Annotated in this window: 25 protein-coding genes; 15 read left to right on the forward strand and 10 right to left on the reverse strand. The window is 64.7% G+C overall.

Annotated elements, in window-relative coordinates; genetic code table 11:
- The first annotated feature begins 87 nt into the window (after positions 1-87).
- Together AB8717_RS13645 and AB8717_RS13650 are read left to right on the forward strand one after the other, a co-directional pair.
- Positions 88-612 carry an NUDIX hydrolase gene (locus AB8717_RS13645; protein WP_443747877.1) on the forward strand — a complete coding sequence of 175 codons (525 nt, stop codon included), beginning with the start codon at positions 88-90 and terminating at the stop codon, positions 610-612.
- 97 nt (positions 613-709) lie between these two features.
- The gene (locus tag AB8717_RS13650) at positions 710-949 is read left to right on the forward strand and encodes a hypothetical protein (protein ID WP_443747878.1); all 240 of its coding nucleotides are present in this window, start codon (positions 710-712) and stop codon (positions 947-949) included.
- Positions 950-1002: 53 nt separating this feature from the next.
- Here the strand turns inward: AB8717_RS13650 and AB8717_RS13655 are convergent, their stop codons facing one another.
- Positions 1003-1317, reverse strand: coding sequence for a hypothetical protein (locus tag AB8717_RS13655; protein WP_443747879.1), 315 nt, complete (start codon positions 1315-1317; stop codon positions 1003-1005).
- 209 nt (positions 1318-1526) lie between these two features.
- Here AB8717_RS13655 and AB8717_RS13660 point away from each other — a divergent pair, with 209 nt between their 5' ends.
- The 5 genes from AB8717_RS13660 to AB8717_RS13680 all read left to right on the forward strand — a co-directional run bounded on the left by AB8717_RS13660 (position 1527) and on the right by AB8717_RS13680 (position 7138).
- Positions 1527-3035 carry an undecaprenyl-phosphate glucose phosphotransferase gene (locus tag AB8717_RS13660; protein ID WP_443747880.1) on the forward strand — a complete coding sequence of 503 codons (1509 nt, stop codon included), beginning with the start codon at positions 1527-1529 and terminating at the stop codon, positions 3033-3035.
- Positions 3035-4498, forward strand: coding sequence for an oligosaccharide flippase family protein (locus AB8717_RS13665; protein ID WP_443747881.1), 1464 nt, complete (start codon positions 3035-3037; stop codon positions 4496-4498). The genes AB8717_RS13660 and AB8717_RS13665 overlap by 1 nt, the downstream gene beginning before the upstream one ends.
- Positions 4498-5418: a glycosyltransferase family 2 protein gene (locus tag AB8717_RS13670; RefSeq protein WP_443747882.1), complete on the forward strand. Its 921-nt coding sequence runs from the start codon at positions 4498-4500 to the stop codon at positions 5416-5418. The genes AB8717_RS13665 and AB8717_RS13670 overlap by 1 nt, the downstream gene beginning before the upstream one ends.
- Positions 5418-6197: a polysaccharide deacetylase family protein gene (locus tag AB8717_RS13675; protein WP_443747883.1), complete on the forward strand. Its 780-nt coding sequence runs from the start codon at positions 5418-5420 to the stop codon at positions 6195-6197. The genes AB8717_RS13670 and AB8717_RS13675 overlap by 1 nt, the downstream gene beginning before the upstream one ends.
- Positions 6198-6265: 68 nt before the next feature.
- Positions 6266-7138: a TIGR01459 family HAD-type hydrolase gene (locus AB8717_RS13680; RefSeq protein WP_443747884.1), complete on the forward strand. Its 873-nt coding sequence runs from the start codon at positions 6266-6268 to the stop codon at positions 7136-7138.
- Here AB8717_RS13680 and AB8717_RS13685 read toward each other — a convergent pair whose 3' ends face one another.
- The 3 genes from AB8717_RS13685 to AB8717_RS13695 form a co-directional block, all read right to left on the reverse strand.
- Entirely contained in the window at positions 7139-7594 is a 456-nt protein-coding gene (locus AB8717_RS13685; protein WP_443747885.1) for a GNAT family N-acetyltransferase, read from the reverse strand.
- Positions 7595-7745: 151 nt separating this feature from the next.
- A complete protein-coding gene (locus tag AB8717_RS13690) occupies positions 7746-8723 on the reverse strand; it encodes a protein phosphatase CheZ (protein ID WP_443747886.1) in 978 nt (325 codons plus the stop codon).
- Between the two features lie 24 nt (positions 8724-8747).
- Positions 8748-9134 (reverse strand): response regulator, encoded by a 387-nt coding sequence (locus AB8717_RS13695; protein WP_443747887.1) that lies wholly within the window; start codon positions 9132-9134, stop codon positions 8748-8750.
- 305 nt (positions 9135-9439) lie between these two features.
- Here AB8717_RS13695 and AB8717_RS13700 point away from each other — a divergent pair, with 305 nt between their 5' ends.
- Together AB8717_RS13700 and ribF are read left to right on the forward strand one after the other, a co-directional pair.
- On the forward strand, positions 9440-9865 hold the full coding sequence (locus tag AB8717_RS13700) for a MaoC family dehydratase (RefSeq protein ID WP_443747888.1): 426 nt from the start codon (positions 9440-9442) through the stop codon (positions 9863-9865).
- 10 nt (positions 9866-9875) lie between these two features.
- A complete protein-coding gene (ribF, locus tag AB8717_RS13705; protein ID WP_443747889.1) occupies positions 9876-10883 on the forward strand; it encodes a riboflavin biosynthesis protein RibF in 1008 nt (335 codons plus the stop codon).
- 125 nt (positions 10884-11008) lie between these two features.
- Here ribF and AB8717_RS13710 read toward each other — a convergent pair whose 3' ends face one another.
- From AB8717_RS13710 to AB8717_RS13720, 3 genes are all read right to left on the reverse strand, one after another.
- Positions 11009-11638 carry a hypothetical protein gene (locus AB8717_RS13710; RefSeq protein ID WP_443747890.1) on the reverse strand — a complete coding sequence of 210 codons (630 nt, stop codon included), beginning with the start codon at positions 11636-11638 and terminating at the stop codon, positions 11009-11011.
- 27 nt (positions 11639-11665) lie between these two features.
- A complete protein-coding gene (locus AB8717_RS13715; protein WP_443747891.1) occupies positions 11666-13993 on the reverse strand; it encodes a glycosyl hydrolase 115 family protein in 2328 nt (775 codons plus the stop codon).
- A gap of 301 nt (positions 13994-14294) precedes the next feature.
- Positions 14295-14912, reverse strand: coding sequence for a GyrI-like domain-containing protein (locus AB8717_RS13720; protein ID WP_443747892.1), 618 nt, complete (start codon positions 14910-14912; stop codon positions 14295-14297).
- Positions 14913-15363: 451 nt separating this feature from the next.
- On the opposite strand from AB8717_RS13720, the gene ileS reads away from it, so the two are divergent.
- The 4 genes from ileS to AB8717_RS13740 all read left to right on the forward strand — a co-directional run bounded on the left by ileS (position 15364) and on the right by AB8717_RS13740 (position 20352).
- Positions 15364-18372 carry an isoleucine--tRNA ligase gene (gene ileS, locus AB8717_RS13725; protein ID WP_443747893.1) on the forward strand — a complete coding sequence of 1003 codons (3009 nt, stop codon included), beginning with the start codon at positions 15364-15366 and terminating at the stop codon, positions 18370-18372.
- Positions 18365-18895 carry a signal peptidase II gene (gene lspA, locus AB8717_RS13730; RefSeq protein WP_443747894.1) on the forward strand — a complete coding sequence of 177 codons (531 nt, stop codon included), beginning with the start codon at positions 18365-18367 and terminating at the stop codon, positions 18893-18895. The genes ileS and lspA overlap by 8 nt, the downstream gene beginning before the upstream one ends.
- Before the next feature lie 64 nt (positions 18896-18959).
- Complete coding sequence (locus AB8717_RS13735; RefSeq protein WP_443750893.1) at positions 18960-19517, forward strand: DUF3035 domain-containing protein; 558 nt, start codon at positions 18960-18962, stop codon at positions 19515-19517.
- 70 nt (positions 19518-19587) lie between these two features.
- The gene (locus AB8717_RS13740) at positions 19588-20352 is read left to right on the forward strand and encodes a methyltransferase domain-containing protein (RefSeq protein ID WP_443747895.1); all 765 of its coding nucleotides are present in this window, start codon (positions 19588-19590) and stop codon (positions 20350-20352) included.
- Between the two features lie 52 nt (positions 20353-20404).
- On the opposite strand, the gene AB8717_RS13745 is transcribed toward AB8717_RS13740, so the two are convergent.
- Genes AB8717_RS13745 through AB8717_RS13755 form a run of 3 tightly spaced genes read right to left on the reverse strand, consistent with a single transcriptional unit; the run spans position 20405 to position 23963 of the window.
- On the reverse strand, positions 20405-21697 hold the full coding sequence (locus AB8717_RS13745; RefSeq protein ID WP_443747896.1) for an O-antigen ligase family protein: 1293 nt from the start codon (positions 21695-21697) through the stop codon (positions 20405-20407).
- A complete protein-coding gene (locus tag AB8717_RS13750; protein WP_443747897.1) occupies positions 21694-22410 on the reverse strand; it encodes a transcriptional regulator in 717 nt (238 codons plus the stop codon). The genes AB8717_RS13745 and AB8717_RS13750 overlap by 4 nt, the downstream gene beginning before the upstream one ends.
- Positions 22410-23963 carry a GumC family protein gene (locus AB8717_RS13755; RefSeq protein ID WP_443747898.1) on the reverse strand — a complete coding sequence of 518 codons (1554 nt, stop codon included), beginning with the start codon at positions 23961-23963 and terminating at the stop codon, positions 22410-22412. Before AB8717_RS13755 ends, AB8717_RS13750 begins: the two co-directional genes overlap by 1 nt.
- Positions 23964-24116: 153 nt before the next feature.
- Here AB8717_RS13755 and AB8717_RS13760 point away from each other — a divergent pair, with 153 nt between their 5' ends.
- Both AB8717_RS13760 and AB8717_RS13765 read left to right on the forward strand, forming a co-directional pair.
- Positions 24117-24830 (forward strand): polysaccharide biosynthesis/export family protein, encoded by a 714-nt coding sequence (locus tag AB8717_RS13760; RefSeq protein WP_443747899.1) that lies wholly within the window; start codon positions 24117-24119, stop codon positions 24828-24830.
- Positions 24831-24833: 3 nt separating this feature from the next.
- Positions 24834-25688, forward strand: coding sequence for an ADP-ribosylglycohydrolase family protein (locus AB8717_RS13765; RefSeq protein WP_443747900.1), 855 nt, complete (start codon positions 24834-24836; stop codon positions 25686-25688).
- Positions 25689-25722 lie beyond the last annotated feature (34 nt).

A 25722-nucleotide genomic window follows, 5' to 3' on the forward strand; every position in this document is an offset into this window, starting at 1 on the left:
GTGGCGATGCGCGCGTCAACGGGACTACTCTCGCGATTTTTCCACCGGCGTCTTTCCGGCCTGGAGCGACTCATGGTCGGATGGGGCATGGCTTACGACCTCGATACGTTCGGCGACACTTACCTGGCGCGACATCCGTCCGAGCGCGAGACGATCGCACGCAGCCTGGAACAGCTGGGCCGGGTCTCCGACCATTTCGCCCGGTCGAGCTTTCCGGCACACATCACCGCCTCGGTCATCATCCCGCAGGGCCTGGGCCTTTTGACCATATGGCATCCGCTGCTCAAGGCCTGGATCCAGCCCGGCGGCCACGTCGATCCGGGCGAAACCCCGCTCGAAGCCGCGCTGCGCGAGGCGCGCGAGGAGACGGGCTTCGTGTGCGAACTGATGCAGGACGACGCCGTCCCCTACGATATCGACTGCCTGTTCGTACCGCCCAACCCGAAGAAGGGCGAGCCCGAACACTGGCACATCGATTTCCGTTACCTGATGCGCCCCGTCGCGCCCGCCGGCGAACCGGAACTGCCGACGGCATGCATTCCGCTTGAGCATCTCGGCGCCATGAGTCCCTCCCTGGCAAGGCTGGCCGACAAGATGATGGCAGCTGTCTGACCGATGCTGCGTTTACAGCGGGGGCAACAGTCCCGTCCGGCGTTTTTGCAGACCCTTTGCTAATCTGGCTCCATCGCAAACTGCCGAGGAGCCTCCCATGGCCACCGTAGCCACCCAGGGCGGAAACAATACCGCCGTCGTCATCCTGACCATACTGATCGTCGCCATCCTGGCCATCGGCGCCGTCTATCTGATGCAGGACCACCGCACCGGCAGCGAACGCGTCGGCGACGCGGTCGCGGCCCTGCCCCACGGCGTCGGCAAGGCCGCCGACAAGCTGGGCGACCAGGCGCCGGCCCAGAACGTCAAGCGCAACCTGAACGACGCCACGCACTAAGGTCCTTTCAGGTCCATAAAAAAGGCCGCCCCTCCGGGCGGCCTTTTGCGCATTCAGATCTTCGATAGTCTTCGAACGGCCTCGCGGTTGCCTTCGGCCGCGGCCGACATCAGGCCCACCGCCTCGCGCGTCGCATCCTTTATGTCCTGGCCGTCGCGCACGGCGTCGAGACGGTCTTCGAACCAGGCGTCGAGGTGCGGTATCTCGTCTTCCTGAAACAGGGATTCCGGCGCCAGGGCCAGGGTTACGGCCGTCAGCGCGCGGACAGCGTTCGCCTTCTCCACTGCCTTGCCGCGATAGCGATTGAGAATGCTTTCGACGGTGGCGGCAAAAGCCGGAAGGTCGCTGTTGTCGGTCGGCAATGTCATACGCAGCCCTTTATGTTGACGTTGAGGTCAACGTAGCGCGTCCGGCGTAAGAACGGTGTTGGGAAGGGTTGCAGTTTCACAAAGATCGCTGCCGGGGCGCGTCTTTAGGCCGCCTTGTCGAAAAAGCGGCGGACGTTAACCGGCCCCTAAGCGGACCCTGGTAAGCTGTGCCCGTGGCAAAATGCCCGAAAGCCGCCTTGCGAAGGGTCATGAACATCTCCGTCAACGCGCGCGCCGTAAAAACGGCCGCCGAAGCCATCGCACAGAATACCGATCGCCGTGGGCCGTTCCGCCCCAGCCGGCTGGTGTCGGCGCGCGAGCGCAAGAGCGGTGACATGTTCGTGCGCCTGTTCCGCACCATCGACCGCGCGGCCCTGTTCGGCTTCGCCCTGTTCGCCGCGGGCCCCGCCCTGCCCGCCGGCATTTTCCGGAGCCCGCTCGGCGATATCCTGCCCTTTATCGCCGCGACGATCACGGTCTACGTCCTGCTCGACGCCGGCGCCATGTACCGTTTCGGCCGCAAGGCGCGCCTGTCGCGCCACCTGGCCAAGCTGATGTGCATCTTCGCCTTCGCCTTCGTCGTCACGGCCTTCGTCAAGCACTTTTCGCCCAATCACGACGTGGTGGTCGAACGCCTGAAATTCTGGATGATCGCCGCCACCAGCTACTTCATGCTGCAACACCTCTTGTGGTGGCTGATCGTCAGCCGCTGGCGCAGCGAAGGCAAGCTGACCCCGTCGATCGTCATCGTCGGCGCCACGCGCCACGCCGAAAAGCTGATCAAGGCGGCGATCGCCGAGCGCAATGTCAATGTGCTGGGCATTTTCGACGACCGCCTGGCCCGCGCGCCGGAGTCCGTCGCCGGCGTCCCGGTCCTCGGCGACGTTCAGGGCCTGCTGGCCCACAAGATCACGCCCTATGTCGACCAGGTCGTCGTGGCGCTCGATACGTCCGCCAAGGCGCGCGTCAAGACGATCGTCGAAAAGCTGCGCGTCCTGCCGAACGAAGTCTCACTGTTCATCGACGTCGACAACGAAGCCGACGGCCGCACCGCCTGGTCGCGCGTCGCCGACATGCCGCTGGCGCGCGTCTCGGGCATTTCCGACGACGAGCGCAAGGCGCTGGTCAAGCGCGTCCAGGACCTGGTCATCGGCCTTACCGCCCTGGCCGTGTTCACCCCGCTGATGCTGGCGGTCGCCCTGTGGATCAAGCTCGACAGCCCGGGGCCCGTCTTCTTCCGCCAGCGCCGCCACGGCTTCAACAACGAAGCCATCCGCGTATGGAAGTTCCGCTCGATGTACACCCATATGACCGACCACACGGCGGCCCAGCAGGTGACCAAGGGGGATCCGCGCGTCACGCGGGTCGGCCGCTTCATCCGCAAGACCAGCATCGACGAGTTGCCGCAGCTGTTCAACGTCATCAAGGGCGAGATGTCGCTGGTCGGGCCGCGCCCGCACGCCATCGGCATGAAGACCGGCCCCGATGAGTCGGCGCGCCTGGTCGCCGAATACGCCTGGCGACACCGCATGAAGCCGGGCGTCACCGGCTGGGCGGCCATCAAGGGCTCACGCGGGCCCCTCGACCACGCCGACGACGTGCGCCGCCGCATCGCGCTCGATGTCGAATATATCGAGCGCCAGTCCCTGTGGCTCGACCTGTATATTCTGGCCATGACCATTCCGTGCCTGCTGGGCGACGCCGAGACGGTGCGGTGATGTTCTTCAAGGGCCTCTGGGGCTATCTTCCCGCCAATATTCTGCAGGGCATCATCGGCTTCGCGACGCTGATGGTGTTTACGCGCGTTCTGACGCCCGAAGCCTACGGGCAGTACGCGCTCGCCTTCGGCCTGTCGTCGCTGGTCTACACGCTTGTCTTCACCTGGCTTGAAGCCGCCATGGCGCGCTTCTTCATCGCCGAGTCGCGCGATGAGGCCGAAGCCCCGGCCCTCTATGGCACCGTCTATCGCAGTTTCACCGTCGTCGCCGTGGTCTTCGCCGTCGTCGCGACCATCGTCCTTCTGGCCTGGCCATCCAGCGGCAGCCTGAAGACCGCGATCGCCCTGGCGCTGATGACGCTGATCCCGCGCTCGCTGATCCGCCTCGTCCAGGAACAGCGCCGCGCCGAAGGCCGCGTCGGCGCCGCCTCGATCGTCGACATGATCCAGACCGCCGGCGGCTTCGGCATCGGCGTCTGCTGCGCCCTTATCGGCGTCGGCGGCGCGTCGCCCGTCGTCGGTACAGGCCTGATCGCCGCGCTCACCCTGCCCTTCGTCGTGCGCCAGGACTGGGGCCGCGCGGTGCGGGGCCGCTTCGACGGCCTGCGCGCGCAAGCCTATGCCCGCTATGGCTTTCCGCTGGCCGCAAGCCTGGTCCTGACGCTCGCACTCTATACGGCGGATCGCTTCCTGATCGCGGCCTTCCTCAACGAAGCCCAGGCCGGCGCCTATCACGCCGGCTACAGCCTGGCCTCGCGCATCCTCGACGTGCTGTTCATCTGGTTCGGCGCGGCGGGAACCCCCGCCATGGTCCAGGCGCTTGAAACCGGCGGCGAAGGCGCGCTGAAAACCGCCGCGCGCCAGCAACTGACCACCATGGCCTTTATCCTCTTCCCTGCCGTTGGCGGCCTTGTCATGGTGGCGCCGGCGCTCGGCGGCATCGTTATCGGCGAGGGCCTGCGCGACAAGGCGCTGAGCGTCACGCCGCTGATCAGCCTGGGCGCGCTCTTCTCGGGACTCAACACCTATTACTTCCTCCAGGCCTTTACCCTGGCCAAGAAGACGCGGCTGCTGGTCGTCGCCATGGCCGTGCCCGCCGCCGCCAATATCGCACTCAACCTGGCCCTTATCCCGCCCTTCGGCCTGATGGGCGCGGCCTGGGCGACGGCGCTCAGCTTCGGTATCGGGCTTGTCGCGTCGTGGCTGCTGGGCCTTCGCGCCCTGCGCCTGCCGATCGCGGCCGGTGAACTGTTCCTGACCGCCGCCTCTGCCATCTTCATGATGGCCGTGGTGTCGCTGCTGCCGTCGTGCGGCGGCGTCGTCGAGCTGGTCGCCAAGGCCGGCACCGGCGGCATGGTCTATGCTGTATTGGCATGGATATTGAACCTCAACGGTATCCGCGCCGCCGCGGGCCCGCGTTTGGTACAGGTCTATCACCGCTTAAGAGCCAAGGTCTTCGCCTGATGAGCATCCCTTCGCCCCTGCGCAACGCCGCCTTCGAACTGGCGCGGCCGGACCTGTCGGTCCTGATCCCGTTCTACAAGGAATCGCCACTCGGCCTGCTGAAGGCCCTCGCGACGCGCGATCCGCACGCCATCGAGATCATCCTGCTCGACGACGGCTCGGCGCGCCCCGACATCACGGCCGAAGTCACGGCCTTTATCGAGGCCTCGCCGCTGGCCTGCGAACTGATCACCCTGCCGCACAACGAAGGCCGGTCACGCGGGCGCAACCGCCTGACGGCGGCGGCGCGCGGCGAAAGCTTCCTGTTCCTCGATTCCGACATGCTGCCGGACGATGGCGGCTTTCTCGACCGCTGGCTGGCGATGGCGCGCGAAAAGCACGCGGTCGTCTTCGGCGGCTTCTCGCTGCTTCAGGCGCCCCGCGACGCGAAATTCGCCGTCCACCGCCAGATGGCCGGGCACGGCGACTGCCTCCCGGCCGAGGAACGCCTGAAACAGCCCGAAAAATACGTCTTCACCTCCAACCTTCTGGTCCGGCGCGACGTCTTCGACTTCGAAGGCTTCGACCCGAACTTCACCGGCTGGGGCTGGGAAGACGTCGAGTGGGCGATGCGTGTCGCATCGCGCTACGGCGTCGGCCATATCGACAACACTGCCACCCATATGGGGCTGGACACCGCCGACACCCTGGCCCGCAAGTACGAACAGTCGGCCGCCAACTTCGCCCGTGTCATCGCCAAGCACCCGGACGTCGTGTCGCAATACCCCAGCTACAAGGTCGCCAAACTGCTGAAAAAGCTGCCCCTGCGCGGCCTGTTGCGCGGCCTCACCAGGCTGCTGGCCATGATGCCGCTGCCCACGGCGATGCGCGCCCGCCTGCTCAGGCTTTACCGCGCGGCGCTCTACGCCGAGGTCGTGTAATGACGCCCTATTCCGCCGACCGTTCGCTGTACGGCAAGCTGCGCCGCCGCATGGCGCGCCTGGTGACGCAAAAGCCCGCGACGCTGTCCGGCCTGCGCCGCCCGCTGCTGACGATCAGCTTCGACGATGCCCCGGTTTCCAGCGCCCGCGACGGCGCCGCCGTCCTGAAAAAGCACGGCGTCCACGGCACATACTTTATCTCGACCGGCCTGTCGGGCAAGGATAGTCACCTGGGCCAGTACACCACGGCCGACGATATCCGCGCCCTGCACGCGGCAGGACATGAGATCGCCTGCCATACCCATACGCATCTCGACTGCGGCCGCGCGTCATCGCGCGATATCGCCCAGGAACTGCAACGCAACCACGATGCCTTGCGACTTCTCGGCCTGCCGTCGCCGCGCACCTTCGCCTATCCTTACGGCGACGTTTCGCCGGCCGCCAAGGGGCTGCTCAACGACCGCTATCTGGCGGCGCGCGCCCTGCACCACGGCCTGATCACCGCAGGCAGCGACCTCAACCAGGCGCCCGCCGTCGGCATCGAAGGCCAGTGCGGCGAACAGACCGCCATGACCTGGCTCGACAAGGCGGCCAGGACCCGCGACGCCTGGCTGGTCCTTTATACGCACGACGTGCGCGACAATCCGTCGGACTGGGGATGTACTCCGGCCGCGCTCGACCGCATCCTCGACCAGGCGCGCACCATGGGTTTCGAGATCGTCACCTTCGAAGCCGGCGCCCGCCGCGCGCAAGGTTTGCCGCTGGCCCACGCCGCCTGATTTCGCGATTGCACACAAGGACGTGCCGCTCTAAACAGCGGCGACCTTGAACTTAACGCGCGTGTGTGATGAGCCATCCCGAACTGCTGTCCGGCCTGTCGGCCGTTTGCGGGCAATATGATGCCCTGTTCTGCGATATCTGGGGGGTGATCCATAACGGCCGCCAGCACTTTCCGCCCGCCTACGAGGCGCTGAAGCGCTTCAAGGCCGAGCGCGGCCCGGTTATCCTGATCTCGAACTCGCCGCGCCCGCGCGACAGCCTGATCGCGCAGCTGGAATCGCTGGGCATCATGGACGACGGTTTCTCGGCGGTGATTTCGTCGGGCGACGCCACGCGCGAATATCTGCGGGCCTATGCTCCACAGGGCAAGGCCTGGCGCATCGGCGATCCGCGCGAACAGACGCTGTATGACGGTATCGACATCGCGCTCGACGGCACGCCGGAAGACGCCGCCTTCATTTCGTGCACTTCGCCCTATGACGACGAGCACGATACGCTCGACCGCTACCGCGCCGATTTCAAGACGGCGGCGGCGCGCGGCATCCCGATGATCTGCGCCAATCCCGACAAGGTCGTGCAGCGCGGCGACAAGATCATCATGTGCGCCGGTTCGCTGGCCGACCTCTATATGGAGCTGGGCGGCGAATCCATCATGGCGGGCAAGCCCTACGCCCCGATCTATGAACTGTGCTACGGCGCGCTGAAAGGCCTGACGGGCAAGCCGCACGACAAATCGCGTATCCTGGCTATCGGCGATGGTCTGCCGACCGACGTGCTGGGCGCCAATGGCGAGGGGCTCGACCTGCTGTTCATCGCCGCCGGCATCCACGCCGAACAGGCGACCGACGCCGACGGCCGCCTGGATCCGCTGCTGCTGAAAAGCCTGCTCGATCACGAAGGCGCCGAAGCGCGCTACGTTTCCGAAGCGCTTCGTTGGTAGTTAGATTGTCTTGCGATAGACAATGAAGCCGGAGCGCTCGGCCACCGCTTCATAGACGCGGCGCGCCGTCGCATTGGTCTCGTGCGTATGCCAGTAGACGCGCGTGACGCCTTCGGCCTTGGCGGCGGCATAGACGGCCTCGATCAAAGCCTTGCCCCCACCCTGCCCGCGCGCCGTTTGCGTCGTGAAAAGGTCCTGCATGTAACAGGTCCGGTCGCTGGCCGACGTGCTGAGATGGTAGAGATAGTGGGCCATGCCGATCAACTGCCCGTCACGGAGCGCCACCAGGGCATGCACCGGAACAGCGGGATCGAGAAAACGCCGCCATGTCTCGTCCGTCACCGCGCGCGGCAAGGCGGTCCTGCCCTCGCGGCCATAAAAGGCGTTATAGCCGTCCCACAGGGTCAGCCACTGGGCGAAATCACCGGGTTCAACGGAGCGGGTCACAAGAGCCATGGACCGGCATAGCGCGCCACGCCCGGTTCTCAAAATGAACCTTGATTACCAAAAGCAAAAACGCGGCAGCCCTTCGGCCACCGCGCTTTCGTACCATCTTTTACCTGCGGCTCTTCTGGCCGTACGGTGTCTTTGCTTTTCCTGTCCGGGATTAATCGAACAGGGCGTCGATATCGTCCTGGCTGTTCGTCTTGCCCATGTCTTCGGGTGCAATGTCGAACAGGGCGTCGATATCGTCCTGGCTGTTGGCCTTGTCGGCGTCTTCGGGCGCGGGCTGCGGCGCGGGGGCAGGCGCTGCGGCGACGGGCTTCGGAGCCGCCGGCTCTGGGGCCGGAGCGGGTTTGGGTGCCGGCGCGGGCGCCGGTTGCGGGGCGGGTTTAGGCGCCTCGGCAGCGGGTTTCGGAGCCGGCGCGGGCGCAGGCGCCGGAGCCGGTTCAGGAGCCGGTACCGGAGCTTCGGCCGCCGGAGGGGCATTGGCCGGGTCGGCAGCCGGGAATGGCTCGTCGAACATGGCGTCAATGGCGTCCTGGCGCGTTTCCGGACCGCCGATGGCGGGACCGTTGAGCAGCAGGTCGCGGCGACGGATCTCTTCGGCGGACAGGTCGCTCGGCATCGAGTCTTCGACACCCAGCGTATTGGCCAGCCGGCCGACGCGTTCCTCGATCTGCTTCAGGACATTGACGACCTTCGACACGCGCTGGCCGGTGATGTCCTGGAAGCTGCACGCTTCGAAGATCTTCATGATCTCGTCATCGACAGCATTCTTGTACGCCGTATCCGCGCTTTGCATGCCCATGATGGCTTCCGCCGAGTTCATGATGGCGTGCGTGGCGTTTTCGGTGTCGCGGGTAATCGCCTCCAGTTCGGCGCCGGCGGTCGGGATCCGTTCATGCGAAATGTCGTGCGGACGCATTTCGCGAATTTCTTCCTTGGCCTTTGCGATATAGCCGGCGATGACCCGGAATTCATCCGAGCGGCGCTTGTCGAGCTGCTGGAAGAAACCACGCATCAGGGCGACCAGCGCTTCCGACTGCTGCATCAGGTTGATGAGCTTGGGCTCAAGCTCACCGACCATAGCAGGATCGAAATCCATGCCGTCGTCGGGCCTTTTTTCTGCGGGCTGGGCCATAGTAACTATTTCCGAAAAAGGAACTTAAAACTCGCCGAGAACAGCGGTGATCTTCTGCTTCAGAGTCGCCGCGTTGAAAGGCTTAACGATATAGTTGTTAACGCCGGCTTTCTTGGCCGCGATAACGTTCTCGGTCTTGCTTTCGGCGGTGACCATGATGAACGGCGTGCGCTTCAGCACGTCGTCCGCGCGGACCTTGAGCAGAAGCTCGTAGCCCGTCATCGGTTCCATGTTCCAATCCGAGATGACCAGGCCGTAAGAGCCCTTTTTCATCTTTTCCAACGCTTCGGTGCCGTCCGACGCTTCTTCGACGTTTTCGAAGCCAAGCTGCTTCAGAAGATTCGAGATGATGCGCAACATGGTCTTGTAGTCGTCGACCACCAGGACCGGCATGGACATATCAATGGCCATGTGAGTAATGCCCCACTTTTTCTAAGTGAACCTGCAACGTGCAGCTTCTTCGGTTAAGACGTGATCCAATATGAAGCAAACCCGATAAAATCAGGTTAAGACCGTTTTGGAATATTTTTCTTTAAATTCAATGATATAACCCCTATTAACCACGAATATGGTGAAATTTCCGGATCACCCGGACATCTATTTTAAAAACGAACGCCGTTCTTTGGTTAACACCCCGGCGAAGCGGCCGAAAAAAAGCGGTTTCCGTTTTGCATGGGTTTGGATTAGGGGAAAAGCAGCTTCAAATTGGACCGCCCATGCCCTCCGCCTACTATCTCGACGAACTGAGCCTGGAACAGACCGCCTCGCGCACCTTCCTGGTGGACGATGCGGCGATCAACGCCTTTGCCGACGTCTCGACCGACCATAATCCGGTGCACGTCGACGAAGCCTTTGCCCTGGCCTCGCCGTTCAAGGGCCGTATCGCCCACGGCATGCTCATGGGCGCCTATATCTCGGCGACGCTGGCCGGCGAGCTGCCGGGCCAGGGCGCGATCTACGTGTCGCAAAGCCTGAACTTCAAGCGTGCCGTCCGGCCGGGCGACGAAGCGACGGTCATCGTCACCATCACCGCCATCGACGCCAAGTCGGGACATGTGACGCTGTCGACCGTCGTCAAGGTGCGCAACAAGACCTTCGTCGACGGCAGCGCCGTGGTCATCGCCCCGAAGCGCCCTGCGTAAAGAATAGCCCGTGTTCCCTGCCCTCCCCGCAGTCTTTCAGCCGAAATCGATCCAGGTCCACCGCCTGAGCCTGGACGCCGAGCGCCACGTCCATGACGACGCCGAACCGCGCGCCCTGCCCCTGCCGGAAGGCGCCTCGGCGGCGATCGGCAGCTTCGACGGCGTGCATCTGGGGCACCGGCAGGTCATCGGGCTGGCGGTCGAGGCGGCGCGGCGCGACGGCAAGCCGGCTGCCGTCATCTGCTTCGATCCGCATCCGCAGACCTTCTTCCGGCCTGACGCCCCGCCCTTCCACCTGATGGACCTGTCGCAGCAGTTGCGCGCCTTCGAGGTATTGGGCGTCGACTATGCCTATGTGCTGGATTTCGACGCGCGCATGTCACAGATGACAGCCGGGGACTTCGCGCGGCTGGTCCTGCGCGACCAGCTGAAACTAAGCCATGTCTCGGCCGGGTCCGACTTCCATTTCGGGCGCAAGGGCGAAGGCAAGGCCGATGATCTGGTCGCCTTCGGGAAGGACCTCGGCTTTACCGCCGATATCCTGCCGCTGCAGACCGACGCCGCCGGCAACAAGCTGTCGTCCAGCCATGTCCGCCAGGCGCTGCTGGCCGGCGATGTCGTGCGCGCCAATGCCATCCTCGGCCATCCCCAGGCCTATCTCGGCACAGTCCAGCACGGCGCCAAGCTTGGCCGCACCATCGATTTCCCGACGCTGAATTTGACACTGAGCGACTATCAGCGTCCGCGCTACGGCATCTATGTCACCGAAACCGTGCTGGAAGACGGCCGCGTCGTGGCTGGCGTCAGCAATATCGGCGTGCGTCCGACGGTCGGCGGCGATATCGAGTTGCTTGAAACCTATCTCTTCGACTTCTCCGAAGAGGTCTACGGCCAGACGGTCGAAACCCGCCTGCTCGACTTTATCCGGCCTGAAGCCAGGTTCGACTCGTTCGAGGCGCTGAAGGTGGCGATCCAGGACGATGCGGCTAAAGCCCGCACGTGGTTCGCAGGCCGGTAAGAGAAGCGATCCACAGATTACACAGATTTCACAGATTATCCCGAGAGCGTAACGGATAGGTGTGCTGCGCCGCTTCGACCTTTACGCGCGCTCGAAATAATCTGTGTAATCTGTGGATCTCTTCCTTACTTCACTGACCGCAGGCTCGTGGCGTCGAACGGCTGAATTTCGCTGCCGTAGTCGATATAGGAAACCCGGGTCGGATCGTCGGCCATGACTTCGAACAGGCGCGATCCGTCCATGGCCACGCCGAGCGGGCCGCACGGCGGGGTCGCGTCGCCCTCCCCCGTCTTGACGGTCTTTTCCCACGCGGCCTTGGCCGCCCCTGTCGGCGCCAGCTCGAAGACCTTGCGCGGGTGATCGGGATCGAGCGGATCGCCGCCGGGCTGCAAGGTGCACGACGCGGTCGCCGGACCGGGCGACAGCTTGCGGATCTCGGGCAGGATGGCGTCCAGGCCTGCGTCCTTCGCCTTGGTGAAGATACGCACCACCGGCCGATAGGTCATGGCGTCACCGCTGCCTTCGATCAGCGCGAAGCCCGGCAGGGTCTCGTCGGCCACCAGGTGGACATTGCCGAAGTCGGGACCGCAGGCATAGCCGTTCATGGCCACGGTCTCGCCCTTCACTTGCATGTATTTACAGGCCTTGAAGGTGTCGTCCATGGCCTGGGGCGGCTTGGGAAGTTCCGTCGCCTTCGGCTGTGAACAGGCCGCAAGGGCAAACAGGGCCAGAAGACCCGCATTCCTGATGATCATGTGCCCTCTCCCGGCTATGGGCCAAGGTTAACGCACGAAGTCCAATCCCTCAAGAACCACGTCAGGGTCGAGCGCGACAATCCTCAGGCGCACATGGCCGCTGAGCCCGGCCGGCCCCGTGACGCTCAAGGCGTTGTCGAGCACGCCCGCCTGCCAGCCGGCATCGAGCTTCGAACGGTCGAACGTCACGACCATGGGCGTCGCGTCATTGACCTGAACGCCCAGCCGCCAGGCCCTGGCGCCAGTTGTCGGGAAGGTCGGCAGGACGGACAGGCGCAATGTGCCGAAACCTTGCGGGACGTCGGCTTCGACGGTCAGCGATGCGCCCGCCTTGCCCTGCAAGCCCAGTCCCGTCCCGGTCCAGCCGCCGGCGGGCTTGAGCGGAATGGAAACGGCATCGGCCACCGGCGTGGCCGCCATGGGCGGGCTGCCCGGCCATTGCGGTTTGGCGATTCGGAAGCTGGTCCACTGGGCGTCGGCCGGTTCCTCATTGATCAGGCCCGCCCATTTGCCGTGTTGCAGGGCGCCGAACTGCGCCGTCAGGCCTTTCAGCGCGTCGTCGGCCGCATGGGCGGTGCCGGCGCCGCCGAGGTCGCAGCCCTTGGACACGGCGGCGCATTCCAGCGCGAAATAGCGCTGGTTGGCCAGGGCCGAGGCTTCGGCCGGATATTGCACCAGTTCGAACAGGGCATCCTCCCGGCCCGGCGCCGCAAGACCGTCCGCCGCCTTGCGCAGATCGTCGAAGGCCGCCATACGCGCGTTGATCCGCGCCGCGGTCCATGGGCTGCTTTTCGGCGTCGAACCCTTGCCCCACCACCATTGCAGGTGCTCGGGCTTGCGCGCGAAATTCAGCCGGTAATATTGATCGAGCACGCCGCCGATGGCCTCCGCCTTGTCCGCACCGAAGGTCTCCTTCGCGAAGCGGTCGAGATACTGGCGTTGCGTAAGCTTACGCGTCGTCTTCACGTCCCACGCCAGATCGAAGACATAGCTCAGCGACACCTCCGCCGGCTTGATGTCGCCGGCATTGATCATCCACAACCGGTCGACGCCATTATCGTAGGCCCGCGTCAGTTCCTCCCTGATCAGGTCCGGCGGCGTGGTCGACAGCCAGATATAGGACAGCGGCGCGCCGAGATAGCTCAGGTGATAATAGACGCCGGAACCGCCCTTGCGCTGGCGTTCGGCCGCCGTCGGAAACTGGCGGATATAGCCGAAATTGTCATCGGGCCAGACCACTGTCACGTCGTCGGGCAGGTCGAGCCCCGTGCGGTAGATGTCGAGCACCTCCTTGTAGGGCACGAAAATCTGCGCCACGGCTTCGGGCGCGCCGATCTCGTCGCGGATCAGCTGGCGCTGGTCGGCCAGGACCTTGTTCAAAAGCTCTCGGCGTTCCTCGGGCGTCTTCGCCCCCATCATCGGCGAGTCGTGGATGCCGCGCATGCCGATCGTGTAGAGGTTCTCGTACCCCTTGTTGGTCTTCAGCCGTTCGCGCCAGTAGGCCTTCACGCCCTCGGGATTGGTGGCGTAGTTGTAGTCGTCCGCCGGCGCCTTCCATTCCCCGACATTGTTCCGCAGCATCGGCTCGGCGTGCGATGCGCCCATGACGATGGCGTATCTGTCGGCGAGCGCCGCATTGGCCGGATCGCCGTTAAACGGCCTGGTCACCGGGTGCATGGCCGGCCATAGCGTATTGGCCCTCAGCCGAAGCATCAGGTCGAAGACGCGTTCATAGGTCTTCGGGCCGATATTGCCATAGGCCGGATCGAAGGTCTTGGCCGCCCACGGTTCCAGCCCCCAGTCTTCGTCATTGATGAACAGGCCGCGATACTTGACGCTGGGCGGGCCGAAACGTTTGAGGCCGGCCGGGATGGTGAGGGTGTCCTGGTGCTCCGGCTTGACGTCGGCCCACCACACCCAGGGCGACACGCCGATCATGCGAGAGACTTCGTAGGCGCCGTAGGCCGCGCCGCGCCGGTCGGAACCCGCGATCACCAGAGCCTGGTCGACGCCGGGTGCGGGATGATCGACCGTCGTGATAACGAAGCATTCCCAGCAGGCTTTCAGCTTATCGGCGCCGATACGGGCGGCAAGGCTGTCGATCAGAGGGCTTTTGCCGATTGTGCCGATCCAGACCTGGCGTCGGGCGGTCGAGCTTTCGGTGATGGCTGGCGCCATGCCGGTGACGCTGGCGATATCGGCGGACAGGTCATGCGCGGCGATCCCGACCACCGGCGCGTCATCCCCGGAGATGACGATATCGGCGGCTGAATGCGTATCGGCCAGGACCATGGATTTCGGTTCCGCCGCCGCCGGCAGGGCGATCAGCAGGCAAAAGAGCGGCAGCAGTCTCATGGCGTTTCCTGATCGAATAAGATCGGAATTGATTATACCACTGCAAACGAATTGGCTAGACCTTAACGGCATATCGGCCCTCCCCGTTTACGGGGAGGGGGGACCACGCGAAGCGTGGTGGGCGGGGATTACGCAATATCAACAGGCTCGATACTCATCATAAAACATCGCTGAGAGTTCAGAACTCCACCGCCAACGCCCTTGGAAATATTGAAGAAGGCCCCCGCCCACCGCCTTCGGCGGTCCCCCCTCCCCGTAAACGGGGAGGGCCAAGAAACCCTTCGTTTCTTATGCTCGGGCTTTATGCCCGCTTCACCGGCTGGCGCAGCAGGGTCCTGAGCTTTTCCGGCACGGTCTTCCTGGGGTCGCTGAGATAGATTTCGTGGTGATGGCCGGTCTCTATCAGACCGTTGGCCGGCAGCCATTCCTCATGCAGCCGCTTCAGCACTGGCCCTTCGTCGTCGTACGATCCGACGTGCAGTATCTGCGCGCACAGGCCTTCCTCCAACGTCTCCAGCCGCGCCTTTTCGATGCCGGGCAGGCCCTTCTTCATCAGCACTTCCGACCGCGCGCCCTTGACCATCTCCTCGCAAATCCAGTCGGGCTGGAGAATCATCATGGTCCACGACCATTTGCTTTTCTGGCGCGAAACGAAGGTCGACAGATCGTCCGCGTACCACAGGCCTTCCAGCGGCCCGACGACATAGTCGCGGTCGAAGGCGCGCTTGCTGGTGAATTTCAGCGTATAGGACAGCGAATAGAGCGCTTCGATCGCCTGCTGGTATTCGGGCGCGGTATTGGGATCGCCCTTGCCGTCGAACATCAGGTATTTGAGCGCCGGGACCTCGATCAGCGAAAACTCGCGCGCGGACGCGGAATAGAGCGACTTGTATTCGGTCTTGAGGTCGATCTTGGACATGATGGTGACACTCCCTGATACCGTCACCATAACGCATACGCAGTCAATTGACGTCAGTAGTTGCACCTCCCCGTCGCATAGCGATGGGGAGGGGGACCGCACGAGCGAACCCTTGCAAAGCAAGGGTGAGTGAGATGTGGTGGTGGGGTTTCTTGCTTACTTCCGGACGCCTGTCGTCTTAAAGAAAGCAAGAAGCCCCACCACCACATCTCGTCGCTTCGCTCCTCGTGCGGTCCCCCTCCCCATGCTTCGCACGGGGAGATGCAAGATAGCTGGTGCCTTTTCACTTTCCTCCCCCTGCCCGCTCTGATAAAGCCTGCCCTATGTCACCAGCGGGCCTCTCCATACGAATTATGGCCCCGGCGCGGGTATAACCCCGTGCCGGGCAAAACCCGCCGTGCGCCCTCATAGCGCCTTGACCCCAGACCTTTTTTCTTCGACTGCGATAGCCATGTCCGAATCCGAATCCCATCACCATCTCACCGGCCGCGATTACCGCGAGACCGTCTTCCTGCCCGAGACCGACTTCCCCATGCGCGCCGGTCTGCCCAAGGCCGAGCCCGAAATGCTAAAGGCCTGGGACGAGGCCGATCTCTATCATTCCGTCCGCAAGGCGCGCCAGAACGCGGGCGCCCCGCTGTTCGTGCTGCACGACGGCCCGCCCTACGCCAACGGCAACATCCATATCGGCCACGCGCTCAACAAGATCCTCAAGGACTTCGTCGTGCGCTCTAAGTTCCTGATGGGCTACGACGTCGACTACGTCCCCGGTTGGGACTGCCACGGCCTGCCGATCGAGTGGAAGATCGAGGAAGAGTTCCGCGCCAAGGGCCGCAAGAAGGACGAGGTCCCCGCGGCCGAGTTCCGCAAGGCCTGCCGCGAATACGCCGCGAAGTGGATCGACAGCCAGCGCGAGGAATTCAAGCGCCTGGGCGTGCTGGGCGAATGGGACAAGCGCTACGCCACCATGGACTTCGATACCGAAGCCAGGGTGACGGCGGAATTCCACAAATTCCTGATGTCGGACCAGCTCTATCGCGGTTCCAAGCCCGTCATGTGGTCGCCGGTCGAGCGCACGGCGCTGGCCGACGCCGAGGTCGAATACCATCCGCATGTCAGCCCGACCATCTGGGTCAAGTTCCCGGTAAAGCATACGGCGTCCTCGTCCGTCCTGGGCGACAGCGCGGAAGAGTCCGATGAACTGAACGCCCAACTCGACGGCATGAACGTCGTCATCTGGACGACCACGCCGTGGACCATCCCCGCCAACCGCGCCGTATCGTTCAACCCCAAGATCCGCTATGCGCTCTATCAAGTGACTGCGGTGAAGTCCGAGGAAGAGCTGGGCTTCGCGCCGTGGGTCAAGCCGGGCGACAAGCTGATCCTGGCCGAAAAGCTGGCCGAACAGGTGCTGAGCGCCGCCAATGCCAAAAGCTGGGAAACCGTCATCGACCTGCCGGGTGAAGTCCTCGCCGGCCTGACGCTTTCGCACCCGCTGGCGGCGATCGACGAAGGCTATGGCTTCGACGTGCCGATGCTGGCCGGCGACCACGTCACCGACGACGCCGGTACGGGCTTCGTCCACACCGCGCCCGGCCACGGCGCCGACGACTATATCGTCTGGCTGTCGTCGGGCCGCAGCCTCGACACCATCCCCGACACGGTCGACCCCGACGGCGCCTATTACCCTCACGTGCCTTTGTTCGGTGGCCTCAAGGTGCTGGAAACCGAAGGCAAGAAGGCCGGCAAGTTCGGCCCGGCCAACGGCGCGGTCATGGACAAGCTGATCGAGGCCGGTAATTTGCTTTCGCGCGGCCGCGTCGAGCACTCCTATCCCCATTCGTGGCGCTCCAAGGCCCCGGTCATCTTCCGCAATACGCCGCAGTGGTTCATCCGCATGGACGGCAAGGGTGCGGGCAATACGCTGCGCGACACGGCGCTTGCCGCCATCGCCGCGACGACGTTCTACCCCGAACAGGGCCGCAACCGTATCGGCGCCATGGTCGAGACGCGCCCCGACTGGCTGATCAGCCGCCAGCGCAACTGGGGCACGCCGCTGGCCATGTTCGTCGACAAGAAGACCGGCCAGCCGCTGAAGGACGAAGCCGTCAACCAGCGCATCACGGATTACATCCGCGAGGGCGGCGCCGACGCGTGGTTCACGCGCCCCGACACCGACTTCCTCGGCAACGGCTATAATCCCGACGACTTCGAGAAGGTCACCGACATCCTCGACGTCTGGTTCGATTCGGGCTGCACCCACGCCTTCACGCTGGAAGGCCGCGCCGATTCGCGTTGGCCGGCCGACCTTTATCTCGAAGGCTCGGACCAGCACCGCGGCTGGTTCCAGTCGTCGCTACTGGAAAGCTGCGGCACGCGCGGCCGGGCGCCCTATGAGGCGGTCCTGACCCACGGCTTCGTGCTCGACGAGGCCGGCGAGAAGATGTCGAAGTCCAGGGGCAATGTCACCGCGCCCCAGGATATCGCCAAGGAATCGGGCGTCGAAATCCTGCGCCTGTGGGTCGCCCTGTCCGACTATTCGGAAGACCTGCGCATTGGCAAGCAGATCATCCAGACGACGGTCGACGCCTATCGCAAGCTGCGCAATTCGCTGCGCTACCTCCTGGGCGCGCTCAAGGGCTACGATGCCTCGGAAGCCGTCGACTATGCCGACATGCCGCCGCTGGAACGCTATATCCTGCACGAGGTCCAGCGCCTCGATATCGCCGTGCGCGAAGCCTATGCGGCTTATGACTTTTCCGGCGTCATCCGCCCGGTCAGCGAGTTCTGCTCGCAGACCCTGTCGGCGCTCTATTTCGACATCCGCAAGGACAGCCTGTACTGCGACCGCCCGGGCAGCGTCACGCGCCGCGCCTGCCGTACGGTGATGAACATCCTGTTCGACCGCCTGACCCTGTGGCTGGGCCCGATCATGACCTTCACCATGGAAGAGGCGTGGAAGAGCCGCAACCCGGACGCCGGGGCCAACCTGTTCCGTGTGCTGGCCCCCGCGCCGGAAGCCTGGATCAACAATGCCGAGGCCGACCGCTGGAGCAAGATCGAAACCGTCCTGTCGGTCGTCACCGCCGCCCTGGAAGAGAAACGCCGCGACAAGGTCATCGGTTCGGCGCTGGAAGCCGCGCCGGTGGTGTACCTGAGCGACAACGGCCTGTTCGAAGCCTTCGGCGACAGTCTCGGCCAGGCGGTCGACGCCGCCGAGGTCTTCCGCACCTCGCAGGCGACCATCTGCACCGACACGGCGCCGCACCATGTCTTCCGCCTGGACGGCGTCTCGACCGTGGCGGTCGAGTTCAAGCTGGCCGAGGGCAACAAGTGCCAGCGCTCGTGGCGCATCCTGCCCGAGGTCGGCAGCAATCAACGCTATCCCGACCTGAGCCTTCGCGACGCGGCGGCGGTATTGGAATGGGACGCCAACCACCAGGCGGCCGAACATGCTTGATATCGCCCAATCGACGCTCAAAGCCCCGGTGACCAAGCTCGGCCTGCGCTGCCTTATCGTCCTTGCGGTCATCATCCTGCTCGATCAAGCGTCGAAGGCGTGGGTGCTGTACGGCTTGCGTCTGCCGTCACACGGACCGGTCACGATTTTGCCCTTCTTTTCCTTCACCTATGTCCAGAACACGGGGATGAGCTTCGGGTTGCTCGGCGGCGGACTGTTCCGCTGGGGCCTGACGCTGTTCCAACTGGCGGCGGGCTGCGCGCTCGGCTACGGGGCGTCCAAGCAGACGAAACCCTTGGCCGGGATAGCTTTGGCCTTCATCGCCGGCGGGGCGATCGGCAATGCAATCGACCGCATCCGCTTCGGTTCGGTCGTCGACTTTATCGACTTTTCGGGGACGCATGTCTTCCCGTGGGTCTTCAATGTCGCCGACAGCGCCATTACAATCGGGGTCGCCCTGCTCGCCTGGTATTTCCTGAAGAGCGAAGGCGCCGCAAAGGACCAAGCGTCGCCGCAGGGTTAAGACTTGTGAGCGGACGATAAACCAAGTATCACTTTCGCCGCTGGCGGAGGGAACGGAGCAAATGATGAAGTCGGTTAAGATCGCGGGTCTGGTGGTTCTGGCGGGGTTGTCCCTGTCGGCGTGTGAATCGACCAAGAACGCGCTGGGTCTCAACAAGGTCGTTCCCGACGAATTCCGTGTCGTGACCAAGGCGCCGCTGGTGGTGCCGCCCGACTACGCCCTGCGTCCGCCCGCGCCCGGCGAACCGCGCCCGCAGGAACTGCAGCCGGAAAGCGCCGCCCGTCAGGCTCTGCTGGGTGAACGCGACGCCGTCACGCGCAGCCAGGGCGAGCAGCTTCTGGTCGCCAAGGCCGGCGGCGACAAGGCCGATCCGCTGGCGCGCTATGTCGTCGACGACGAATTCGGCGACCTGGCCTACAAGGAACCCTCTTTCGCCGACAAGGTCATGTTCTGGCACAAGAAGCAGGACAAGTCGGAAGTCAACGTCAACACCCAGATCGCCAACGAATCGACTCCGGTCGACGCCACGGCCGAAAAGACCCGCCTCGAAGCGCTGACCGGCAACCAGCCGATCATCATCGCCCAGAAGAAGGAACAAAAGTTCAAGCTGCCGGGCCTGTAAGGTTCGGGACATCATTGAATTCAGTAAGGCGTTCGGCAACGGACGCCTTTTTTCATATCAGGAGACGCCCATGAAGATGCTGGTTTTGCTGACCACAGCCGCCACCCTCGCCTTTTCCGCCCAGGCTTTTGCCGCGGCTCCTGAATGCGCGGCCAATGCCTCGCTGGATGCGCGCGTCGCGGCGGCCCTGGCCAAACCCGACCGCCCGGCCAGCGAGACGGCGATCGACGACGTTCGCAGGAGCGAGGTCCGCTTCCTGGTGGCGCACGTCAAGCCGGGCGACCATGTGCTCGACCTCGGCGCCGGGGCCGGTTATTCGACCATGATCCTGTCGGCGGCGGTGTGCGACGGCAGCGTCGACTCGCAGAACCCGGAAAAGTGGGACGTGGACTTCAAGGCGCGCCCCGCTCGCGAGGCCCTGGCCAAGGCGCGCCCGAACATCCACCTGCTGACGACCGACTTCGACAAGGTGCCCGTCCCTGCGCCGCTTTACGACGCGATCTTCATCGGCACCATCTATCACGACACCTATAACTTCCCGGGTCACGATGCTGCGGCGGTGACCAAGGACCTGTATTCGACGCTGAAGCCCGGCGGCATCGTCATCGTGGTCGACCACAAGTCGGCCGACGGCAAGGGTGCGGCCGAAACCAATACCCTGCACCGTATCGAAAAGGCGACCGTGCTGACGGACTTCAAGGCGGCCGGTTTCGAGCTGGCCGAGGACAGCGACGCCCTGGCCAATGCGGCGGACGACCATTCGCTGAAGGTATTCGACCCGGTCGTCAAGGGCCATACGGATCGCATGGCGCTGGTGTTCAGGAAGCCGAAGTAGAAGTAGAACGCGAACGCTCCTCCCTGCGCGAAGCGTGGGGAGGAGACGCAAGTCAGGCGGCAACCACCCGCAAATGCCTTACCTGTGCCGGCGCCTCAACCCGCTCCGTGCTGTCCACATCGCCCGGCAGGCTCAGCTTGACCAGCACCATGACCGCCAGGCACCAGTGCAGGTCGTTCCAGCCCAGCGCCATGCTTTCCGTCAGCGTCGCCAGCGAATAGATGCCGATCATCGGCAGGGCGAACACGCCGCCGTCCCCGCGCCAGGTGCGGTAAAACCCCTTCAGCCACATCTCGGCGAACACGCACGCCCACAGGGTCAGGCCGACCCGCCCAAGCCCCAATGGAACCTCGAACCAGGCCGAGTGCGCGTGGTAGGGCCGGAAGCCCGCCACATGGACGATCTTGGCCAGCGGCGCGAACGGATCGGTATCGGTCCACACCACGCCATAGCCGTAGCCCAGCATCGGGCGTTCGGCGATCACGCGCCGGATGCCGTCCCAGATGAAGGTCCGCCCGGTCAGGGTCGGGTCCTTGCCCAGCAGCAAAAACAACTGGTCGGGCGCGGCCAGGGCGAACCCGGCCAGGGCCAGCACGGCGCACACGGCCAGCCAGGTCATGATGATGCCGGTGACCGGCCCCCTGCCCGTCAGATACACAAAGCTGACGCCTGCCACGCCGATCAGGGTCGAGACCAGCGCCGTCTTCGACGTCGACATCAGCATGACGAAGACCATGGCGGCCGACACGCCCCACCAGAACCAGCGCCTTGCGGGATTATGGATCGCCGCCGCGGCGCACGCTGTAAAGCCGATCGCCATGTAGGTGCCCAGCATGTTCTTTTCGATCCACACGCCGCGCCAGGCCCCGGGGAACAGGGTCTGCATCTTGCCCATCATGGGGAAGGCCACGGCCAGCACCATCGAGGCCGCCATCATCAGTCCGAAGGCCACGGCCAGCAGTTCCGACAGCCGCTTCCACGAAAAGCGCGCAGCCAGGGCGTAGGCACACAGCATGGTCATGAACAGGGCCGCCAGCCGGCGCACCGTGCCCGACGGGTCGATCGACCAGATGATCGACGCCACGCACAGGCCGAACAGGCCGAGCAGCAAGGCCGTCCGCCAGGTGGCGCCCGCCAGCCGCCAGCCGCCGCGCCACGCCAGGAACAGGCCGCACAGGTAAAACGGATAATAGAAGTTGCGCATCAGCGCGCCCGCGGCATCGCTCTGCTGGTCGTTATAGCCGAAGAGCGGGGCCTGCCAGGCGGCGGAAAAGGCGAGGATGACGGCGATGCCGCACAGGAGCGACACCCAGGCGTCGCGCCAGTCCTCGATGAAGCCTTTCACAGCACCGCCACCCCGCCGAACGGCCGGCGAAGGGCGGTTTTGGACGGCTGGCGGGCGCGGTTGTAGACCAGGCCCAGCACCTTGCCGCCGACCTGTTCCAGGTCGTTCTTGAGGTCGATGCGCGCCTGCACGTCGCCGTCGCCTTCGCTGACCACCAGGACGACACCGTCCATCAGCGGCGCCAGTTGCAGGGCGGCGGGCGAACGGTCCATGGCCGGGGCGTCGACGATAATCGATTCAGCGTGGCGGCGCAGCGACTGCCAGTAGGTGGTGCGGTCGAACAGCTTGACGCGCTGGCCCGGCGCCATGTTTTTCGCGCGGAACCGCGTCACCCACAGGCGCCGGTCGAGGAAGGGGCGCGCTACCAGATAGGCTTCGTCGGCGATCGGCGCGCCGGCGGCATCGTGGCCGTGCGGCGACAGGGTGAAGAAGGCCGAGCCATCGGGCGTGGCGCGCGACAGCGGACCCGGCGGGCCGAAGCGCTGCGTGTCCTGGCCCATTTCCAGCATCTGGCGCTGGGCGTGCAGGTCGGCGTCGACCAGCCAGACGGGCTTGTTGGCAAAGGCGGCTTCGCAGCGGGCATATTCGCGGGCGACGGTCGATACGCCCTCGCCGGAATAGGCGCTGACGAACAGGACCGCGCGTCCGCCCTTGCCCTGCGGCCGTCCCAGCGCCGACATCAGGTCGGCCATTTCCTTCGTGAGGTCGACCATCAGGCCACCTTCACAGGCGCTTGGGCCAGCACCGGCAGGTCGAGCGCCTTGCCCGCCATGTCGGCCGAGGCGAAGCCCTTGCGAGTATAAACGCGCAGCAGGCCCGCGCACAGGGCGGTAAAGGCCGCGAACAGGAAGGCCATGACCAGCACGACGCGCTTGAGGCTCTTGGGCTTGTCGGGCAGCGACGCCTTTTCGACGACGCGCACGGCGTCTTCGGCGCGGTGGGTCATGTCCTGTTGCGCCTCGTTTTCCTGGATGCGGCGGGCGAAGGTCTTGATGTTGGATTGCAGGGCGTCGCGTTCGGCCGCCAGGGTGTTGTTGGTCGGCTCGATGCCCAGCAGGCCTTGCAGGCGCCGGGTGATCTCGTCGGCCTGGGCCTGCAGTTGCGCCTCGCGGCCCGACAGCGACGCCAGTTCGGCTTCGATCGCCATCTTGGCGGTCAGCTGCGTCTGGTAGATAGGATTGGCGCCCATCTTGTGGTCCTTTTCACCGATGCCGCCGCCCGACGTCATCAGGCTTTGCAGAGAGGCGATCTGGGCGTCGAGATCCTTGACCGGCTGGGCGTCCGGCAGGTAGCGCGCCAGCATTTCCTGCTTCTGCTGCTTCAGCGCCAGGATGCGCGACGGAATCGACAGGTCGAGATTGCGCTCGACGCTCATTTCCGGGCTGAGCTGACCGAGGCTGCGGTCGATTTCGGAAAGCTTGGCGCGGTCGGTCGCCATCTGCGAGCGCGTGGTGAACAGGTCGGCCGTCACCTGGTCATAGATCTTGGTGTAGGTGGCGCGCGCCGTATCGAAGTCGCCGACACCGTTGGCCGCCAGGAAGTCGCGGTACTGGTTGTCGACATCGGCCAGCTGCCGGTCGAAGGCGTCCTTCTGCTTTTGCAGCGCCGGGCCGACCGCGTCGGTATAGACCTCCATGCGATAGGCCTGGTATTCGTCGATCAATGTATTGAGGATCAGCGCCGCCGACATGGCGTTGTCGTGCTTGAAGCTGAGCTTGACGACATTGCTTTGCGGCGCCGACGCCGTGCCCAGCCCCGCCGTCAGCACCTTGACCGCCGCCACGTCAGCCGCCTCGACATCCTTGGGCGTCTGCGGGTTCCACAGTTTCGGGCTCTTCGGCAGGACGATCTTGTAGCCGACCTTGTGAACGACGCGCTTCTTCAGTTCCTGCGAATTGAGGATTTCGACCTCGGACTGCACGACCTGGTCGATGGTGGCGATGGCGCCCGCCGCCTTGTCGCCCGCCAGCGGGTCGTAGACATAGTCCTTGTTGAGCTGCATCAAAAGGCTAGCATTGGCGGTATAGGTCGAGGGCATGGACAGGGCCGCGGCCAGACCCAGCCCGAACAGCACGCAGAAGACGACGATCATCAGGACGGCTTCGCGCTTCAGCAAAGCGGCGATATCGGCCGGCGCCAGATGCGCCGCCGCCTGTCCCTTCCCGATACCGTTCATCGCCCGTCCGCGCCGCCCTTCGCCCGCGCGGCCGATCGGCACGACCTTGGGGTCGTCCTCGTCATTCAGCAACGCATCGCCAGACTGCATCGAGTCTCTCTTCTGTGCCAACGCCAATCAGCCGCGCAAACACCCGCGCGGCATGTTTTGTTAACCTAGGTTGCAATCCGTTAACCAACATTTACCGCTTGGCCGTTTAGGGTGCCGCAAAGAGGCTTTTTTAACGGGATGACGGGTGCGGCCATGGTCACGCGCAGACGCTTTTTTGCCGGGGTTGCGGCGGGTCTGGTTCTGGCCCCTGCCCTGGTCAACGCCCGCCCAGAGCGCCAGGCCGAAGCCGGCCTGATCCGCTTTTCCGACTGGCAGGACGACGAGCCCTACTACCTGTTTTATCCGGGCGACAAGATCGAGATCAATTTCGCCTCGGCGCCCGAGCTGAGCCGCCAGACCCAGGTCGGGCCCGATGGCCGCATCACGCTGGCCGCCATCGGCCAGGTCATGGCGGCCTACAGGTCCGTGCCGGAACTCCAGGCCGAAATCTCGCAGCGCGCCGCAAGCGTCCTGCGCAATCCCGCCGTAACGGTCTTTCCGGGTGAGCTCGGGCCCACGCGCGTCATGGTCGGCGGCGAGGTGAAAAGCCCGGGCTGGGTCGACATGATGGGCGACATCGACGCGCTGCAGGCCGTCATGGCCGCGGGCGGCTTCCTGCATTCGGCCAAGTCGCACCAAGTGGTCATCATCCGCCGCGGCCGCCAGGGCCAGGCGATGCGCCGCGTCATCGACGTCCAGGACATGCTGAGCGGCCGCGCCAGCCAGATGGTGGCGCTACGCCGCTACGACATCGTCTTCGTGCCGCGCACCAATGTCGCCGAAGCCGGCGTCTTCGTCGAACAGTGGGTCAACAACCTGATCCCCGGCGGTATCCTGAACTATTTCACCTACCGCACGTTCAACTAGGTCATGCTGCTTGAAATGGCCATCGGCGATGCCTACGGCGCGGCATTCGAGTTCATGCCCGACGATTTCCTGGCGCGGGAAAACGATCTGTCGGGCTACAAGCGCAATCCGGAAACGCAGCTGGGCGACGGGCGTTATACCGATGACACCCAGATGGCCATCGCCATCGCCGAACATCTGCTCGACGGCGGCGCTTTCGACGCCGAAAGCCTGGCGGCGCGTTTCGTCGCCACCTTCAAACGCGATCCGCGCCGCGGCTACAGCAAGCGGCTTTACGAGGTTCTGCAAGGCGCCGACGACGGCCCGGCCTTCCTGAAGGCCATCGCCCCGGTTTCGGACCGCAGCGGCGCCGCCATGCGCGTGTCGCCGATCGGCCTGCTGCCGGACATCGCGCAGGTCCTCGACCTGGCCGGACGCCAGGCTGCCCTCACCCACGACACGCCCGGCGGCCGGACGAGCGCTGCCGCGGTCGCCGCCATGGTGCACTATCTGGCGCACGATGTCGCGCCGCGCCGCGCCCTCGGCCGCTTTATCGAAAGCCACGTGCCGGGCCACGCCTGGTCCGCCCCCTGGACAGGCCGGGCCGACATGGCGGGCATCAGTTGCGCCCACGCCGCGATATCGCTGGTGGCCGGCGCCACGACGCTCAGCGGTTTGCTGCATGACGCCATAGCGCTCGGCGGCGATACCGACACGGTCGCGGCCATGGCGCTGTTTTCGGGCAGACTCAGCCGCGATATCGCGGCGGACCTGCCGCCGGCGCTTCATGACGGCCTGGAAAACGGGGCTTACGGCGCGGATTTCCTGCGCGGCCTGGATGCCCGCCTCATGATTGCCTTCCCCCGGCGAATACGATAGACGCGGCGAGGATCAGCGTGACAACCCAGCAAGG

The organism is Asticcacaulis solisilvae, assembly GCF_052327315.1.
GTDB classification, from domain to species: Bacteria; Pseudomonadota; Alphaproteobacteria; order Caulobacterales; family Caulobacteraceae; genus Asticcacaulis; species Asticcacaulis solisilvae_B.